The 18,804-nt window shown below is 44.7% G+C and carries 16 protein-coding genes; 5 read left to right on the top strand and 11 right to left on the bottom strand.

What is annotated here, in order from left to right; translation table 11 throughout:
- Positions 1 to 25: 25 nt before the first annotated feature.
- Together PPM_RS06220 and PPM_RS06215 are read right to left on the bottom strand one after the other, a co-directional pair.
- Entirely contained in the window at positions 26 to 1,507 is a 1,482-nt protein-coding gene (locus PPM_RS06220; protein WP_013369907.1) for a carboxylesterase/lipase family protein, read from the bottom strand.
- Positions 1,508 to 1,659: 152 nt separating this feature from the next.
- Positions 1,660 to 2,223: a GbsR/MarR family transcriptional regulator gene (locus PPM_RS06215; RefSeq protein WP_013369906.1), complete on the bottom strand. Its 564-nt coding sequence runs from the start codon at positions 2,221 to 2,223 to the stop codon at positions 1,660 to 1,662.
- A 515-nt stretch (positions 2,224 to 2,738) separates the two neighbouring features.
- Here PPM_RS06215 and PPM_RS06210 point away from each other — a divergent pair.
- Positions 2,739 to 3,962, top strand: coding sequence for a quaternary amine ABC transporter ATP-binding protein (locus tag PPM_RS06210; protein WP_014599546.1), 1,224 nt, complete (start codon positions 2,739 to 2,741; stop codon positions 3,960 to 3,962).
- Positions 3,937 to 6,531, top strand: coding sequence for a glycine betaine ABC transporter substrate-binding protein (locus PPM_RS06205; protein WP_013369904.1), 2,595 nt, complete (start codon positions 3,937 to 3,939; stop codon positions 6,529 to 6,531). The genes PPM_RS06210 and PPM_RS06205 overlap by 26 nt, the downstream gene beginning before the upstream one ends.
- Before the next feature lie 84 nt (positions 6,532 to 6,615).
- Here PPM_RS06205 and PPM_RS06200 read toward each other — a convergent pair whose 3' ends face one another.
- From PPM_RS06200 to PPM_RS06175, 6 genes are all read right to left on the bottom strand, one after another.
- Positions 6,616 to 7,839: an ABC transporter permease gene (locus PPM_RS06200; protein ID WP_013369903.1), complete on the bottom strand. Its 1,224-nt coding sequence runs from the start codon at positions 7,837 to 7,839 to the stop codon at positions 6,616 to 6,618.
- A 1-nt stretch (position 7,840) separates the two neighbouring features.
- Entirely contained in the window at positions 7,841 to 9,205 is a 1,365-nt protein-coding gene (locus PPM_RS06195) for an HlyD family secretion protein (RefSeq protein WP_013369902.1), read from the bottom strand.
- Between the two features lie 28 nt (positions 9,206 to 9,233).
- The gene (locus PPM_RS06190) at positions 9,234 to 9,818 is read right to left on the bottom strand and encodes a TetR/AcrR family transcriptional regulator (RefSeq protein ID WP_013369901.1); all 585 of its coding nucleotides are present in this window, start codon (positions 9,816 to 9,818) and stop codon (positions 9,234 to 9,236) included.
- A 256-nt stretch (positions 9,819 to 10,074) separates the two neighbouring features.
- Entirely contained in the window at positions 10,075 to 11,439 is a 1,365-nt protein-coding gene (locus PPM_RS06185; RefSeq protein ID WP_014599545.1) for an ABC transporter substrate-binding protein, read from the bottom strand.
- A gap of 117 nt (positions 11,440 to 11,556) precedes the next feature.
- Complete coding sequence (locus PPM_RS06180) at positions 11,557 to 12,378, bottom strand: carbohydrate ABC transporter permease (protein ID WP_013369899.1); 822 nt, start codon at positions 12,376 to 12,378, stop codon at positions 11,557 to 11,559.
- The gene (locus tag PPM_RS06175; RefSeq protein WP_013369898.1) at positions 12,375 to 13,340 is read right to left on the bottom strand and encodes a carbohydrate ABC transporter permease; all 966 of its coding nucleotides are present in this window, start codon (positions 13,338 to 13,340) and stop codon (positions 12,375 to 12,377) included. The genes PPM_RS06180 and PPM_RS06175 overlap by 4 nt, the downstream gene beginning before the upstream one ends.
- Positions 13,341 to 13,533: 193 nt before the next feature.
- Here PPM_RS06175 and PPM_RS06170 point away from each other — a divergent pair, with 193 nt between their 5' ends.
- Positions 13,534 to 13,854: a hypothetical protein gene (locus PPM_RS06170; protein WP_013369897.1), complete on the top strand. Its 321-nt coding sequence runs from the start codon at positions 13,534 to 13,536 to the stop codon at positions 13,852 to 13,854.
- Between the two features lie 148 nt (positions 13,855 to 14,002).
- Here the strand turns inward: PPM_RS06170 and PPM_RS06165 are convergent, their stop codons facing one another.
- On the bottom strand, positions 14,003 to 14,344 hold the full coding sequence (locus PPM_RS06165; RefSeq protein ID WP_013369896.1) for a hypothetical protein: 342 nt from the start codon (positions 14,342 to 14,344) through the stop codon (positions 14,003 to 14,005).
- A 608-nt stretch (positions 14,345 to 14,952) separates the two neighbouring features.
- Positions 14,953 to 15,642, bottom strand: coding sequence for a hypothetical protein (locus PPM_RS06160; RefSeq protein ID WP_013369894.1), 690 nt, complete (start codon positions 15,640 to 15,642; stop codon positions 14,953 to 14,955).
- A gap of 120 nt (positions 15,643 to 15,762) precedes the next feature.
- On the opposite strand from PPM_RS06160, the gene PPM_RS29565 reads away from it, so the two are divergent.
- Both PPM_RS29565 and PPM_RS06155 read left to right on the top strand, forming a co-directional pair.
- Complete coding sequence (locus PPM_RS29565; protein ID WP_013369893.1) at positions 15,763 to 15,936, top strand: hypothetical protein; 174 nt, start codon at positions 15,763 to 15,765, stop codon at positions 15,934 to 15,936.
- Positions 15,937 to 16,510: 574 nt separating this feature from the next.
- Positions 16,511 to 17,299, top strand: coding sequence for a polysaccharide deacetylase family protein (locus PPM_RS06155; protein ID WP_013369892.1), 789 nt, complete (start codon positions 16,511 to 16,513; stop codon positions 17,297 to 17,299).
- A gap of 163 nt (positions 17,300 to 17,462) precedes the next feature.
- Here PPM_RS06155 and PPM_RS06150 read toward each other — a convergent pair whose 3' ends face one another.
- Complete coding sequence (locus tag PPM_RS06150; RefSeq protein WP_013369891.1) at positions 17,463 to 18,794, bottom strand: prolyl oligopeptidase family serine peptidase; 1,332 nt, start codon at positions 18,792 to 18,794, stop codon at positions 17,463 to 17,465.
- Between the last annotated feature and the right edge of the window lie 10 nt (positions 18,795 to 18,804).

The following is an 18,804-nucleotide window of genomic DNA, read 5'->3' as shown; positions in this document are numbered from 1 at the left end:
CCTTGAAACAATGTCTCGTATTTACCTATATGCCCATCTGCCCCGTTAGTTGGCGGCGTCTATCCCCTTCTGGATCATGTTCCACCATAATATTCTGATGAAAAATGGCTGTAGCTCGCTGTTGCTTGTCGTACATCGGCCATGCCGTCTCAGGCAGCATAGGCTTCCCTTCACGTGCAAAAGCAATCCATGCCTGCTGCATATCATGAGCGAGCTTCTGCATCGAAGGCTGAATCTCTAATCCAAGCTTGCCCAGCAGCTCCAGATTGTCGAAAACAAAAGCAATCTCTGCACCGTGAACCGCTTGTCCGAAAGTTGGATGTCCCGGCAGGGTCCAATCAAAACGATACATCCATACCGATGCATACGCCGACTGTGCAGCGGCAAGAGCCAGCGCGGGACGCCAAAAAATGAGATCGGTCAACATTTGCGCCTGTTCCTCAATGGTAACTGGAAAAGGCTCTATCAGGTCGCCAATGTCGGACATGCCTGTCATCATTTCTAATGCCTGACGTGCTGTTGGCTTGTTCATTAGATGGGATTCTTTGCGGATGAAATAGTTCCCCTCATGCAAGTTCGTTCCAATCATAACAGATACCTGTTTGGCTGAGCCTTGGGCGATTGCAGACAGGGGTACATCCGGCAAGGTCACCCCGTCTACAACGGGTTGATAAATCATCGCCATCCCTGGTCCGATGACTTCATGTGTTTTGGCCATAGCGAGCATCAACGCATCTGTCGGCAACGTAAACAATCGCTCAGGATGCTGAGTGTCTACACCCAGTTGCTGTAAATACACAGCCGCCACTTGCTCGGCCTGTGCAGTTGGCAACACCTGCGATGCCCCGCTCTGCAAAATTGCACGCTGGAACAGCCCCTCAGCGGCTGGCATCGCCAATAAAGCGGCAATACTCATCGCGCCTGCCGATTCACCGAACACCGTTACTTCATCCGGGTTGCCGCCAAAGGCAGAAATATAATCCCTAACCCATTTCAGCGCAGCGATTTGATCCAACAGTCCGGCATTTGAGGTCAGCCCATTTCCCTTTGGAGTCAAATGCAAAAATCCTAACGGCCCTAACCGATAATTGATCGTAACTACAACAACATCGCCATTCTTCGCCATGCGTTCCCCGTCATATAAAGGTATAATCCCAGATCCAGTGACAAAGGCACCACCATGAATCCACACCATCACCGGACGTCCCTTCTCAGGAGCCTTCGAAGCTGGTGTCCAAATGTTCAGGTACAAGCAATCCTCGGACTGCTCCGGCGGTTCCACCAGATTTCCAGTCATACTTTCAGCGGAGGGCATGGGTTGCGGACAGATGGGTCCGAAACTCGTCGCAGTCCGTACACCCTCCCACGGCTCCAAAGGCTGTGGCCCATGAAAACGTAGTTTTCCAACAGGAGGCTGTGCATATGGAACACCTTTCCACACATGATATCCATTCTCTGTTTCTCCACGTAATTGACCTAGACGAGTATGTACTGTATTACTTTCCATAATGAACCCTCCTTTATCTCGTATGTTCAACATAACGGTATAATATCAATCTTTACATATCTCTATTATACCCTTTGTGCAGGACCAAACCAAAAAATACCGGAAGCGCTTTTGCGCTCCGGCATTTTGTAAACAGGATGGGCGGATCGTGATTAGTCCCGAACCTCTTCTTTCGGAATCAGCTTGTAAATTTCTTCGCTTTCCATTGAATCAATCAATCGGTCTAGCCACTTGTAATAAGCCACAGCCTGCTTCATTTTCATACGGTCTTGCTGTAGAATCGCCTTAAATTCCTCGTATTCTTCACCCTGCGCCATCAATTTGTCCAGTTCATCAATGGCTTTGCGCAGTACGAGTAAATTTGTTTCTACTGCTTTTCTCCATTTAATAGCGAAGAAGTCAGTAAATGTTTGATACCAATCATACTCGACTTCATACAAGTCCTTGCGTGAGCCCTTGCTCCATACCTTGTTCACCATTTTCAGATCCAACAACGTTCGAACTCCTGTACTCATGCTCGTTTTGCTCATTTCCATTTCACGGCCCATCTCATCCAGCGTCATCGGTTTATCCGCAAAAAAAAGCAAACCGTACAAATGCCCCGCGGACAGAGTGATTCCATATAGGTCCATGTTTTTACCTATAGCTTCTATGACACGTTTGCGAATTTTTTGCAGCGACGCCTGCTGCTCATCACCTAACTGGTACAAGCTCATGCTTGCAACCTCCTAATTTTAGAGCATTTTGCACAACCTAGTATGAACGACTTACCCGTAAAGGATTAGCTTTGACGCAATATATGAAATCTTTCAAATACTGAATGAAATGTTTCAAAAGCAAAGCTTCTGTCTATATTACAACAGCATGATCGTTCAAAATCATAATTCGCAAAATTGCTAATGATAGTAAACTTTTAAAATTATGGATATACATAAATCTTTTTCTTATGGTCATATTTCATTGTCTATTTTAAAAAAAGCACTATCGGTTGTAAAGTTCCGAATGTTTGAGCATTCTAAAGAACGAAGGAGCATATCGAAGAAAAGTTTGTACAGTTTTTTCTGTACGTACTTTACGAACAGTTTTTTTGTTTGAAATGTAAGCAATGCTTCTGTTACAATTAATTTTGTCATTAACCGTTCAGGATGTACAGAATTATGATTTTTATACTCAATCCATCATGCAACATGGGGTTAATACCAAGCAAAGTATAGAAAGAAGAGGTGTATGTATGACGATTTTGGAAGTCAAAAATGTCAGCAAACTCTTTGGTCCTCACGCAGAGCAAGGTGTTCCGCTCCTGGAGCAAGGCTGGGGCAAGGAAAAGCTGGCCAAAGAAAAACAGATTACTGTTGGTGTTAATAAGGCCAACATGGAAATTAAGCAAGGTGAAATTTTCGTAATTATGGGGTTATCAGGTAGCGGCAAGTCCACTTTGGTGCGAATGCTAAATCGCTTGATTGAGCCTACCTCCGGTGAAATTCTGGTCCACGGCAAAGATCTCCGTAAGATGAACAAAGAACAACTCCGCGAAGTTCGTCGTAAAACCATCAGTATGGTTTTTCAAAAGTTCGCCCTGTTCCCACATCGGACTGTATTGGAAAATGTAGAATACGGTCTTGAAATTCAAAAGGTAGATAAAGCACAACGCCAGGAAAAGGCACAACAAGCGCTGGAACTGGTTGGTCTTAAAAACTGGGGCGATAAGATGCCCGATGAGTTAAGTGGCGGTATGCAGCAGCGTGTCGGTCTGGCACGGGCACTCGCGAATGACCCTGAAGTTCTCCTGATGGATGAAGCATTCAGCGCATTGGATCCTCTCATTCGCCGTGACATGCAAGATGAGCTGCTGGAGCTTCAAGATAAAATGAAGAAAACAATTGTCTTTATTACCCATGATCTGGATGAAGCGCTGCGGATTGGTGACCGGATTGCATTGATGCGGGACGGAGTGGTCGTGCAAATTGGTACACCGGAAGAAATTATGATCCAACCAGCTAACTCTTATGTAGCCCGCTTCGTCGAGGATGTGGATCTGTCCAAAGTATTGACGGCTGCTCATGTCATGCTTCGTCCAGAAACCATCACGATGGACCGCGGTCCGCGTGTAGCTCTGGAATTGATGCGGGAGCGTGGGATTTCCAATCTATTCGTCATTGATCGCACCAAAAAGCTACTGGGTGTTATTAATGCCGAGGATGCTGTTCATGCTCTGCGCAACAATCTGAAGATTGAAGATATTTTAATCACTGACGGACCGCAGGTGACTGCTGAAACTGTCATTAATGATTTGTTTGAAATTACAAGCTCGTCCAAGGTGCCACTGGCTGTCGTCGATGACAAGCAGAAGTTGCTGGGCGTTATCGTCCGTGGAGCTTTACTGGGTGCACTAAGTGGAGATGTACCTACTACAAAGGAGGTGAATGCCCATGATACCGAAACTGCCAATCGCTGAGTGGATTCAATCCATTGTAGACTGGATGGGTATTCATCTGGCTGGATTGTTTAATGTTATTTCTTCGGTTATTGAAGCCGTAGTAGGCTTTTTCTCTGGCTTGTTTATGCTTCCGCACCCTCTGGTGTTCATCGTGATCATCGGAATTATTGCCTTTATGATTGGGCGGGTGCAGCTTACACTGTTTACTGTCATCGGCTTCCTGCTGATTGATAATCTCGGCTATTGGAGTGAAACGATGAATACGCTCGGACTAGTCATCACGTCTGCGCTTGTATCCATTGTTATCGGGATTCCGATCGGAATCTGGTGTGCATACAGTAAATCAGCATCACGCATTATCACGCCTTTACTTGATTTTATGCAGACGATGCCTGCGTTCGTGTACTTACTCCCGGCGGTTACCTTTTTCAGCTTGGGTGTTGTACCAGGTGTTATCGCATCAGTTATCTTTGCGATCCCCCCAACCATTCGCATGACCAACTTGGGGATTATGCAAGTATCGGATGAGCTGGTTGAAGCCTCTGATGCATTTGGTTCGACATCGGCGCAAAAGCTGTTTAAAGTACAGCTGCCACTGGCATTGCCTACCTTAATGGCTGGTATTAATCAGACGATTATGCTGTCACTGTCCATGGTTGTTATTGCTTCCATGATCGGTGCGGAAGGTATCGGTGCAGTGGTGTATCGTGCTGTGACCCAGCTGCAAATTGGTAAAGGTTTTGAAGCCGGCTTGGCTGTGGTCGTTCTGGCTATTGTGCTTGACCGCTTTACACAAAACCTGTTTAAACCGACGAAAAAAAGCAAAAGTCGTGTATCCAGCAAGCAAAAGGTATGGATCACCTCAGCAGTTACAGCAGTTATTCTGATCGCTGGCGCATCTCAATATTTTGTTGGAACTGATCATTCCGCTGCTGGTAAAGGTAGTGCTGCTGCCAATCCGATTGGTGCAGAGGTTGATTATAGAATTATCGGTATTGATGCCGGGGCAGGCATTATGAAGTCGACGGCTAAAGCAATTCAAGACTACAATTTGTCTGATTGGAAGCTAGTCGAGGGTTCTGGTGCGGCCATGACAGCCACACTGGACAAAGCCATCAAAGCGAAAAAACCGATCATTATTACCGGTTGGACTCCTCACTGGATGTTCAACAAGTATGATCTCAAATATTTGGAAGACCCTAAAAAGTCTTATGGTGAAGCTGAGGGTATTCATACGATTGCCCGCAAAGGTTTGCAGCAGGATGCTCCTACTGCTTATGAGTTTCTAAAACGTTTCAAATGGACAGCGGAAGATATGGGTGAAATGATGGTTGCTATCCAAGGCGGAACCAGTCCAGAGCAAGCTGCCAAGGATTGGGCAGAGAAACATGCCGACAAGGTTCAGGAATGGACTCAAGGACTGCAAACTGTCAATGGCGATACCTTTAAGCTAAGCTATGTAGCTTGGGATTCGGAAATTGCGAGTACGAATTTGCTGAAATATATAATGGAAAACAAATTGGGTTATAAAGTAACCGCACTGCAAGTTGAAGCAGGTCCTATGTGGACGGGTGTCGCTAGTGGTGATGTAGATGCCTCCCCGGCTGCATGGCTGCCGTTAACGCATGCGGATTACTGGACTAAATACAAAGATAAGCTCGACGACCTAGGTGCGAATATGACTGGTGTTAAAACCGGGTTGGTCGTTCCAGCTTACATGAATGTTAAATCAATTACTGAATTGCAGGGGAACGGAGCCGAAGCGGCTCCGGCTTCCGCCGCTACTGGGGACTTTGGCAAGGAGGTCGGCTACCGTATTGTCGGTACCGACCCTGGCGCCGGACTGATGAAGCTGACTGCTAAAGCTATCAGTGACTATGGATTGTCTGACTGGAAACTGCTTGAAAGCTCTGGAGCTGCTATGACCGCTACACTGGATAAAGCTATCAAAGCCAAGCAGCCTATCGTTGTAACCGGTTGGACTCCTCACTGGATGTTTAACAAGTATGATTTGAAATACTTAAAAGACCCTAAAAAAGCATACGGTGATAAAGAAGAAATTCATACCATTGCCCGCAAAGGGTTGAAACAGGATGCTCCTGTGGCTTATGAATTTCTAAGCCGTTTCAAGTGGACTGCTGAAGATATGGGTGAAGTGATGATCGCAATTCAAGATGGTACTCCCCCACAGCAGGCTGCCAAGAACTGGGCTGATAAGTATCCTGATAAGGTACAGGAATGGATCAAGGGCTTGCAGCCCGTCAACGGCGATCCCCTGAAGCTGAGCTACGCTGCTTGGGATTCTGAAATTGCCAGTACGAACGTATTGAAATATGTATTAGAACAAAAATTGGGCTATAAAGTAACAGCGCTGCAAGTGGAAATCGGTCCTATGTGGACAGGCGTGGCTGGCGGAAGTGTAGATGCTACCGCAGCCGCCTGGCTTCCATTGACGCATGCTGATTATTGGGCTCAATATAAGGATAAAGTAAATGACATCGGAACCAGCATGACTGGCGTTATGTCCGGACTTGTCGTTCCATCCTATGTACCGATTGATTCTATTGAGGATCTTAAAACGCAATAATACTTCTTCCACTTTTAAATTATACTAGTAAATAAAAGGCAGATCAGGGTTACTCCTGATCTGCCTTTTTGATTAAAATTGCTCTCAGCCTTTAAGTGTAAATCCTTCTTGTACGGGCATATCGGCATGCTGTGCTGTCGTCTGATGCTGCCTAAAGAATAACGGATAGATCACGAAGGCCACCAGCAGACTCACACAACCAATGACGCCCAGAGCAATCAAATCCTTAAAGATGTAGGTGATATCCAGTCCCTTGAGAGTAATGTTCCGTACAGCGTCCAAATAATACGTTAATGGCAATATTTCAGCAAGTCCTCGCAAGAAGCCGGGCATTGCTTCCAATGGCCACGTATAGCCTGACAGCATAAAGGAAGGAACAGCAATGAGCATCAGAGTTTGTGTCGCATCCACTCTGGTCTTGGAAAAGAGACTGAACAGGAACCCTAATCCACACAAAGCAAAGTTAAAGACCAACGACACCAAAATCAATGGTAGTACCTGTCCCCTAAACGGAATATCGAAGCATAGAGCGCTAATACTGAATACAGTCAGCACATTGAAAGCTCCCGCCGCATAATAGGGTGCCAGCTTGGCAATAGCCAAGCGCCACGGGGTATTTTTCCATGCGCCAAATCTTCCCCAAGTCCCTGCTTCCTTATCCCGCGTGCAAGACAACGCAATACCTAGCAGCAAACACTGCTGGAGAGCCGCAGAAATAACCCCCAACGGCATGAAAAGCTTATAATCATATACCGGGTTAAATAGCACTCTGGATCGGAACGGGATGGTAGTCAGCGTCGAGGCAGCCTGATCGGCGTTCATCCCTTTTTGCTTCATGGAATTAAGCGATACTCCCGCGCTCACGCTACTAATGACCTGATTGGCAATCCGACTGGCACTATTGGAATACATCATATTACTGCCGTCAATCAGCGTAAGCACAGGTGGATTTTCCCCATGCTTAAGCCGAGTGGTAAAGTTGTCGGGAATGACAATTCCGACCTTAGCTTCCCCAGTCTCCACCTGGCGGACTACATCATCCTGATTGGTCACTTGCCGTGTAACGGCAAATGAATCAGTCGCATCGAACGCCTGAATAATCTGGCGACTAAGCTGCGAATTATCTCCGTCATACACCGTGACAGGCATCTCGGTAATCCGCTGATGCGAATACAGGAAGCCGAATAGTATCGTATACACTATTGGTGTAATCAGCAGAATTGCCATAAAACGGCGGTCCCGGAAGATACTCAGCCATTCCTCGCGAAACACATCGCGGATACGAAGTCTTTCCTGTGAATCCTGCATATTATTGCGCCCCTTTGCCTGTAAACAGAACCGTGGAGCCTGTTGGAACCGAAGCCGCAAGATCCGGTAATGCTACCTTCACACCAAAGGAACGGACATCCTTATCACCAGAACTTTGGCTCGGTTTTTGAATAGCAAAATCTGCAGCCGATTCTAACAGAATGACTTTACCCTTCAGCTCCTTGCCACCTGACAGTAATTTAATTTGAACTGTATCCCCTGCTTGAAGACCGTTCAGAGACGTTTCCGGTACATAGAATTTAGCCCAACGCTGTGTGGATGTTTCAATGGTATAAACCGGGAATCCTGCGCTAGCCATCTCACCCAAGCTAAGCGACTTGGATTTTATGATCCCATCCTCAGACGCACGCAGCGTAGTATAGCTCAAATAGGTCTGAGCCTCCTGGAGTGCAGCTTCCGCTTGGGCTACCTGTGCATTGGCACCTTCAACCGCAGATTGTGCCTGCTCTACCGTCGATTGCGCCGCCTTCACAGCGGATTGCGCTTGCTCTACTGAAGCCTGAGCAGCTTTGACATCTTCCTGTTGCACAGCAACTTTGCCTGCTCCTGCCTGTGCTTCCTTCACTGCAGCCAAGGCTTGACGGTATTGAGCTTCAGCTGCCGTAATTTCCTCCTTACGGCTTCCCTCCCGTGCCATATCCAATTTTTGCGACTCTGCATTATACTTGGCCACTGCCTGTTGATGTTCCAATGTCGCTTGATCCAACGAGGCCTGAGTTGCTGCACCGGCTTCTTGAAGCTTTTTGGCACGCTCCAGATTTTTAACGGTCAGGTCCAGCGTTTCCTTAGCTACCTTCACAGATGCTTGCAATTGCTCAAGCTCCTGTGGTCTTGCCCCGCTCTTGAGGGCATCCAGTTTTGCTTTGGCGGCGTTAGAAGCTGCTTTGGCCTGTTCAATCTGGCTGGAGGAAGCCTCAGCCGTCACACTGACCGCTGTCGTGCCTTGGCTCTTCTTGGCCTGAGCGGCGCTCACGGTAGCCTGCGCCTGACCTACTCCTGCTTGAGCCTGCAATACGCTGGCTTTCGCTTTGGACACATTGCTCTTGGCTGCCAGCAATGCAGCCTGTGCTTGCTTCACCTTATCTTCCAGCTCACGGCTTTCCAAATGGGCTAGCACTTGCCCTTTTTTTACCTTGTCGCCCTCATTCACCAGCATCTGATCAATACGTCCTGCCATCTTAAAGCTGGCATTGAGCGTATCTGATTCTACATAAGCCGTAGGGATAGAAGAAGACTCATCTGCGGACAAGCTACTGCTCCCTCGTGGTAAGGCAGTCAAAGCATAGATTCCTACAGCGATTAAAATAATGAGTACGATATAAATCGCATATTTTTTAGCTTTCATGTTCTCATCACTCCACTTATCTATTTATTTAATGTTGCATACCCAGCGCGTTACATACAAATACTTCGATACTTTCGCGAACTTCCTGCGGATTCATCGTTTCGCCCCATACCATCGACCGCATCGGAGTAAAAATGTAAATGCCAAATAAACAATTTGCAGTCGTTTTTGCATCCAACTTACTCGAAATTTTCCCATAGAACTTGCCGGAATCAATCTCTGCCTCCATAAAATCAAAATAGTCTGCCAGCACCTGCCTAATATTAAAATGCTGTTCCTGCGAGACCCATCCCTTACTGACTAATAGACGGCAAAAATCCGGCTCTCTCCCAATGAACTCAATATGTACTTGGATCAGCTTGTGAACCCTCACTTCTACCTGATCCATAGGAATCTGAGCCATCGCTTCATGGATATCCTGGACAAAACGCTCCATCCCCATCTTCAAAATGTAAATGTACAATTCTTGCTTGTTTTTAAAATTGTAGTACAGGGTTCCTTTGGCTATGCCACATACCTTGGCAATTTCCTCCATATTTGTTTCATTAAAACCTCGTTCGGAAAAAGCCTTGAGTGCGCCGTTAAAAATAATTTCCTTCGTTTGCTGTTTCATGCTTCCTCCTTTTTTGAACTGACCGTCCAGTACAAAAATTATGTATTTATTATAAGCCCATTTTCAGTTATCCAGCAATAGGAAATGTGTAAAAATGACTATTTTAGACACTTCGTCTAAACGATCATTCTAAAACAGGAATGCAAAAACGGATCGAATAAGTGAGGGGGTCACTCATTCGATCCGTTATTTCATAAAATCGGCTAATAAGGGGGCACATCCTATGGATTATCAGCCGATTTTAAGGGAGGGCCGACTATTTCTTCACCGTTTGATTGTATTGCGCAATTTTGCCTGTAATTTCTTGTGCAGCTTGGTCCAGCGCCTGTTTTGGCTGCTGCTGGCCACTCAGAACAGCTTCGATCGCACCTTCGACGATTTGACGCGCTTCTGGGAATACGCCCATCACTGCGCCTTGTGTAGCAGTGGATTGTGCCGATGCATGCAATTGGTCAACGGCTGTCTGAAATTGCGGATATTTTACCATGTTATCTTTGAGTACCTTCTCGTCATAAGCTGCTTTCGTAATCGGGAAGTACCCGGTGTTCACACTCCATTGTGCCTGTACTGCTGGAGAAGCGACGAATTTAATGAACTCCCATGCTGCCTTTTGCTGGGCTTCAGGCTTGTTGTTCATGATGTATAAGCTCGCGCCACCTACAACCACGCCGCCTTCTTTTGCTTCATTGGCTCTTGGCAGGAATCCTGTGCCTACTTCGAATTTATCGCCAACCTGCTCCACAATATTACGCAGCGAAGCGGTGGAATCCAGCGTCATTGCAATTTGTCCTGCGGAAAAAGCCTTTGCCGTATCGTCCGAGTTACGTCCTAAATTGGATACGACCTTTTCATCGATCATTTTCTTCCACCATGTCAGCGTTTTTACACCAGCATCCGAATTCAGCAAGGATTCCGTAGCTGCTTGCTCACGTCCGTTGCCGTTATTCACATAGTCCGCATTCTGATTGGCAAACAGTTGCTCCATAAACCAGCCGTAGATGGCAATGGATGCACCGGATTTACCATCCTTGCTCAAGGCTTTGGCAGCTTTCTCGAATTCATCATACGTTTTCGGAGGATTAGCTGGGTCAAGTCCTGCGGCTTTGAAAGCATCCTTGTTGTAATATAAAATCGGGTTTGACGTATTGAACGGCATCGCGTTTAATTTACCATCAATCGTGTAGTATCGTGTAATATTCGGTTCAAGCTGCGACAAATCGAACTTATCTGCATCAATAAATTGTTGTACAGGCGTGATCATTTTAGAGTCGATCATGAATTTACTACCGATTTCGTATACTTGAATGATGTCCGGTCCGCTATTAGAACCCAGCGACGCTTTCAGCTTGTTCAAGCTGTCATCATATTTACCTTGATATACTGGCTCTACCTGAATGTCCTTATGACTAGCGTTAAAGTCAGCAGCGATCTGCTTGATCGCCTTTTCACCGTTGCCGGACATTGAATGCCACCAAGTCAGTTTTATAGGTGAAGCCGCTGCAGCCCCATCATTACCATTACTCGGCTTCTCCGCCGCTGTATTGTTGCTACAACCTGCTGCAACTACCATAGCAGTCAGAATAAGCAGGGTCAAAGCACTTTTCAAACGAAAAAATCTCATAATCTCTCTTCTCTCCCTTTGATTAAATGATTCTTGAATGAAATGTTCGTACTCTTGTGCGTTAAAGCTTTGTATATAGGCTGCTTGCGCAGGTGTTGCTGTCTTTTGCATCTATGATTAGCCTTTAAGCGCACCCGCTGCCATTCCACGCACCAGCTGTTTGAGTCCAAAGATCAGCAGGAGCAGAGACGGTAAAATGACAAGTGCTGTACCCGCAAACACCAGATTCCATGAAGTCGATTCCTGAAACTCCAGCATGGATATGCCGATCTGTACGGTACGCATATTCTCGCTATTTGTGACCAGTAAAGGCCAGAGATATGAATTGTACATGTTCAGGAACGAATACACAGCCAGTGTTCCGAGTGCAGGACGCGATAACGGAAGCACATGGAACAGGAAATATCGGATATGTCCGCACCCATCCATACGAGCAGCCTCGAACAGTTCCTTGGGAAGCTGGAGGAAAAATTGTCTTAACAGGAATGTTCCAAATGCCGTCGCCAGAAATGGAACCGTCAATCCTTGATATGTATCAAGCCAGTTCCAGCTTCGCACCGTCAGATAGTTAGGAATAATGGTAACTTCCCAAGGGATCATCATTGTCGCGACAAACATGCTAAAAATGAAGTTTTTTCCCTTGAATTCCATTTTGGCAAAGGCATAGGCCGCCAGGCTGGCTGTAATCAGTTGTCCGATCATCGTCAGACCCGAAATGAGAAAGGTGTTGCCGATAAAGGCTGCAATCGGAACGATTTCAAACACTTCAGTGAAATTGGCCATATGAAAGGAATGCGGGAAAAAGCTTGGTGGGTAAGCGCTCGCTTCCTCCGGTGACATGACCGCCATAAAAAATGTATAAATCACCGGATACAAAATCAGAGCGGCTGCAATCGTAAGCAGCACATACAGTAATGTTGAATTCAGGTGTTGTTTCATTGGTAATGCACCTTTCTTTCCACCCATTTAAACTGAATCATCGTAAGCACCAAAATGACGGCGAACAAGACAATCGCCTGCGCACTCCCTGTTCCGAACCGGAAATTAACGAAAGCTTCCTGATAAATGGAATATACAAATACATTTGTACTGTTCACCGGACCGCCTTTGGTCAAGATATTAATTTGGGCAAAAGACTGGAAGGCACCAATGATAGAAACTACAGTCACAAAAAAGATCGTCGGTGATAGCAGCGGCATAGAGATACGCCAGAACGTGACCAACGGTCCGGCTCCGTCCATTTTGGCACTTTCGTACATGTCGTCTGGAATCCCTTGAAGTCCGCTCGATAAGATAATGTAATTGAAGCCAAGATTCATCCAGATGGTCATTATGGCTACGGAGAACAGCGCCCAATCCGGGCTAGTCAACCACGGAACTGGATTGATATGGAACAGGGAAAGCACATAGTTGAACATTCCCAGTGTGGGATGGAAAAGAAATTTCCAAATGACCGCAGATGAACCCACCGACAACACCATCGGTAGCGAGAAGGCAAATTGGAAGATACGCATCCCACGTAACTTACTGTGTGTAAGGGCAGCGAGTACCAGCGCCAGTAAAATACCCACAGGTACCGTCAATACCGCAAAAAGCAGCGTGACCTTAATCCCCTGTAGAAACTGACCTGAGCTGAAAAGCATAGCAAAGTTATCGAACCCCACATAATCTGCAACGTTTCCTGCGGGATCTGTAGAATGTAAGCTGAGATAAACGGACTTTATCATCGGATAAAACATAAATACAGCAAACAAAATAAGCGATGGAGCCAAAAAGGTATACGCCAGCGCGTTTTCGCGCAGTCTTTGAATTTTTAGCGAACCCGTGCGTATGCGAGCTTTAGACGATGTCCGTTGCTGGCTCCTCGTCCCCAGTCCCAAAGATTTGTTAAGTTCACCCAAAACGGAACGCCCCTTTCTTTTAAACCAACCTCAGTAAGTGTATCGTTTTGATGTAAAGGGAACATCAAGTGGACTGGAGTAAAATGTTAATGTTTTTACTCTTTGTAAAACCAATCCTAATTGGGTACTCGCACAAGGGCACAGGCTCCTGCATACGATATATCATTATTATGAGTATGGAGGTCAGAGGCGAATGTCGTACAATACCGTCAGTCCGCAAACTTTATATCAAGCTAGACCGGAATTCCAACAAGAACTTAAAAAAGTTCGCGATCAATTGCATTATCAATTGAGCCCCTACATGAATCACACGGTTAGGGTACAAACGATGGATCATCATGTGTATGAAGGAACGATTGTGCACATGGATGCGGATCATTTGTATCTGAGAGTCCCTCAGCAGTATCGCTCCCCCTCCTCAGGCATTCCGGCCCCTGATCGTTCCTATGCCTACAACAATGTCATTCTGCCGCTGGTGCTATTTAATTTGTTGGTTATAGTCCTGTTGAGCTAGCGCTTAATCCATGCAATCTGTCTAACTAAAAGACAAAAAACCTCCAAATCCGTAAGGAGCCTAGCCTTGGCACATTACGAAGTTGGAGGTTTTAGTTATTTGTATCCTTATAATCATTAGTTCTCACAGGAGATGCCTGCTTCCTGCTCTAGTACGCTACAAAACGCTCTATACGATCATCATTCGGCAGGTGGCAGAACACCTCATTTACACCCTGATTGATCAACAGGATGCTCCCCTTAGTATCTGACAATTCCTTTTCCAGCTTAGCCAGCGAAATATGGTGATAATTAATGAACTTGACCCAAGGAATACCCAAAGTGCAGGAATAAAAGATGATTCGTTGGGACGTTACGGCCAGCATTCCACAAAGCGGTATCTTCTCAGAGCTTTGCTGCAAATCATACGTACACCTAATACTGGATCGGATGTGTTCGCCAGCTTCCAACGTCAGACTAATGGCTCGCAGCTCTTTTTCATCTGTTTTCATCCCGTCTCATCTCCTGTTCGAAGTTCAGGAACGAGTCGCAGCTCCATGAAACTTCAGATCAGCTTTAGCGGCTTATCTCGTTGACCTCTTCCATTTTTCGTCAGATTAAGAACTGGACAATGACCGATCTTCACTGCACATTAAAACCAAGGATGGATATGTACAACTTAACATGGGCACAGGATGTTATCAACAAGCAAGCTAGCACTGTTATTGAGCAAAATTCGGCGATGTGTGTCTTTTATATGCTAGCTTTTACCTCACAAACTATACTAATAGCAGGCCATATTAGCCTCATGCCTACAAGGATGATACAATGAAGGGACATTGTATGGAAGGTTTAATCTATCTCAGGATAATTTCCCCACTCCTTACATGACGGATTGGAGAGAGCAAAAACAAGCTCTGTCTAAATCAATCAGTGCCAAGCCTACATCGTATAAGATCAAGTACAAAACTAATCTCTTGCTCCTCTGGATGCTTCCTATATTAAACTCGCTTGTCATTTCATAAAAAGGCTTCCCGAGTTTATTTAACTTGGAGGAAGCCTTTTTATCTATCTCGCTTGTAAATGAAATATTTAAGGAAAACACCAACAAATTATTTAATTAATATGTTTGTAATTGTGAGGTTGCTGAGCTGTTGTTAACATATAAAAATAATTTGTATGTAGAACTAAAGTAACCATTTACTTTAACCCAAGTAAATGACAAGGTTGCACGAGCAGGTCTTGAGTCAGTCTGTTTAGGTTGATCCACAACTAAGTTTTCGCCACTTGAGTACCCTGCCATTATATCAATATAAGGATCATAAGCGTCTGATATATAGCTATAGCCACCTTGAACTAGTGTGTAATCAGCAAAAAATCTTGCTTTAACGTAAGAGGTTTCTTCTCTTACTGTTGCATTTGTAAATGTTCTATAACCACTTCCTCCTGAGGCATAGCCCCCTGATACGTCATTTGGAGTGATAACATGTTCTTCTTTTATTTTCGCATTTGTAAGATCTATTGTTGACTGAATTACGGAACCATCAGGAAATGTAGTTCGTTGTATTTTCAAACCATCTGGTGACTCTACTTCACTTGTAATACCAGTACCTCTTTTTTCTGGATTATCAGAATCAGGAAGTTCACCAGCCTTCATTTTTTCTATTAGACTTTGCTGTACTTCTTTAGAAAGACCCAAGTCATTTAAATGTTCAGATATCTTATCTAGATCCTGACTTGAAAATGAAACAGAAGGGACCTCACTTGCAAAGCTAACAGGTGCAACTGAAAGTAAAAGAGAAGCGGACAATATTGCAGATGCTACAACTTTTTTTCATCTTCTTCCTCCTTTAATATGGTATGATGCTACTGAAGATTTACATATTATAGATTTATATGTCAAATAACATTAAAATTGGAGGTATATTCTATGTTCGATGAATTATTTCTTCATGAAATGTCTTTAGTTTTTCTCTTAGGAAGTGAGTTACTTCTCTTCATTTTTGCTCTTATTTTTATTATTTGCACTTTTAAAAATAACAAAGCATTACATCAATTGGATGAGATTTTGGCAGAAACAACACACCTAATAAAATCGAAATAAAGGAGAGGATTCTGATAGGGACCTGGACTATATCTGTAACCATAATCTACTGGTTCTGCTTTATTCATATTTTTATATGTTCATGTGCGTTGATCTACCTCTTTAAAACAAGAAAAACAAATAAATTATTTCAAAGAAAAATAGAGCTGCTCAGTAAGCATTTAGAAATATTAAGAGAAGAGCTTAAAAAAAAATATTAATTTGCAAGACGAGGTACTAATATTAGATGCTATTCAGCTACCTCGAAAAGTTTAACTTAGCTATCTTGAGGGATGTGTAATCTTTTTTAAACAAAATCGCCAACAAGACCTCTCATAAGTTCAATTAACTCATGAGAGGTCTTGATATACTTCAGAGGGAGAGCAGAAGTTTCCTTGTTACATTATGCTACACTCTTGGACTTAGTCTCATTAATTACCGTATTTAACCTTATGACCTGTTCTAGGGCTTATATCCTCCAGTACCACACTTCTCTTCATCAGGTCTAATATGCTAATTTTCAGAAATGAGGAATGGTATACGCTTCTTCTTGGCAAGCTAATGTGAGAATACGTCAGAACGGAGAAGAAGCCTGATGAAATATAACCGTTTGCTATGCGCTGGAATCGCTGTTTCTTTGCTGTGTATTAGTTCTTGCCCCACTGCATACACGAATGCACAAAACACATCATATGCCTCCCCCGCTCCTACAAAGGGAAGAGCCTATTACGAAGAACGGGGCGACATTGTATGGGAAGTTCCTACCCATCGTAAGCTTATCGCTCTCACATTCGATGACGGACCGGACGAAAGCAATACGCCTGCCATTCTCGATTTACTTCAAAAATATGATGCGAAAGCGACCTTTTTTGTCGTTGGCAGTCGTGTAGAAAAGCTGCCACACCTTGTAAAACGGGAACGAGAGGAAGGACATGAAGTTGGCAATCATACCTTCCTTCATTCATCCTTTCAATATATCTCCCGCAACAAAGCTCTGTCCGAATTGGACCAAGGTCAGACGAGCATCGTTCAGGCAACTGGTGCGGGGACCCATCTATTTAGACCACCAGGCGGCTCCTATAACGATTCACTCGTCAAGTTATCCAAGGAGAAGGGGCTAAAAATTATTTTATGGTCCTGGCATCAGGATACTCTAGATTGGCGAAAGCCTGGTGTACACCGTATCGCAGATAAGGTGCTTCGCAACGCCCGTAACGGCGACATTGTCCTCATGCATGATTATGTACATCAAAGTACACAAACCGTTGAAGCCTTGAAGATTATTCTTCCTGAGCTCAAGAAAAGAGGTTATTCCTTCGTCACTGTATCTGAATTACTCTCTAATCGAGAAAAGCCGGATGGGCTGATTGAGGTGAATAAGTGAAAGAGCAAGGAAAGTGGGCTCGCCGTTGACTATGCAAAAAGTATGCAGGAACGAAATGGGAATTAGGTAATACAAAAGACCTCTCACAAGTTTATTTAACTTGTGAGAGGATAAATCCCAACCTCAATAGTGAGCACCACATCTTATTTTACAGCTATACCGTTCAGTTCAATGTTTTGGAGGCCAGCCATTGCATCATCGTTGTTTTCTTTCCGTTAATCACCTTCGATACTTCGTTGTTATACACGTAAATCCAGGACCAGTGGCCATTGTATTCATACGGTGTTTTATCACTCTTCTTGTACAAACCAGAAGTATCCACTACGTTATCAAATAAAGACATATGGACATCCTTTGCTCCGGCATTCACTAAACGGTTGTAGGTCGGAATCATATAATCGTTGGGTGGAACCACAGTATCGGTTTGGGCAGCCACAAACCAGATCGGCAGGTCCTTCATATCGTTAATTTGTTCGTCGGTGATTAGGCTATCCTTTAAGGCTTCACACGCCACCACGGCTGCTGCAAAATAGTCTTTATAATCACGGATCAGCAACATAGTCATATATCCGCCGTTGGAGTCTCCACCAATGTAGATTCGATCTGTATCAATGTCTTTGTTTTTGGCCACGTATTCCTTAATTAAGGACATCAATGCTTGCTCGTACTTCGAGGTTCCGTCTCCAAAGCCTGTAAAACCATCCATCCAGTAGGTTGGAGTCTGAGGTGCCAGCACATAAGCCCCGCCAAAATACGATTGAATATCCTTAGAAGCAAAATTCGCTGCTTTATTACCCGAAATCGGAATCGTCGGATCTGTACCTCCCTCTCCCATACCGTGCAGCCAAATCACCAAAGGGTTTTTCACCTTGTCTTTTGCCGGTGCATAGCTCGCGTAGGTTAAAGTAACCCCATCAGAAGTAGCTTTACCAGTTGTAAATTGATCAACCAGCTGCCGTATCTCTCCTGCAGAGGTATCAATCTTCAAGCCGGAAATCGTGCCTGATTTGGTTTTTATAGTTTTTTGCTGCGTGATCGTATATTTGTTATCATTCCATGCGTTAAACCCTGAACCCGCCGCATCATAATGAATGGCAGAGCTTAGAGTTACCGCTGGGCCGATTTCCATTTCCAACACAACGTAGCTTCCTGTTTTACTTACAGGGTTGCCACTTTTGTCCGATACATAGGCCTTGGTGACCTTCCGGTTGCCTTTCTCAACAAAGGAATTTACCAACCTATTGTCGCTTCTTTCCACATATACCTTAAATGTATCCTTGGTTATCGCATCTTTGGGTACCGGCTTCCCCAGATTAACAATGATCTTCGTAATGGTTGCTCCCCAATCCTTCACCTCCGCAACCGTCCGGTATGAAGTAGGCTGCATCTTGGCATCCTTGGCAGCCCATGCACCGTTGCTGAATACAAGGGTCGTACCGACAGCTAAAGTGAATAACATAGTTGTTTTAGCAACCTTTTTAAACTGTTTAAACATGATGTCTTAC

Source organism: Paenibacillus polymyxa M1, assembly GCF_000237325.1.
GTDB classification, from domain to species: domain Bacteria; phylum Bacillota; class Bacilli; order Paenibacillales; family Paenibacillaceae; genus Paenibacillus; species Paenibacillus polymyxa_C.
Note: the sequence above shows the minus strand (reverse complement) of the source record. Positions and strands in the feature narration are given on the sequence as shown.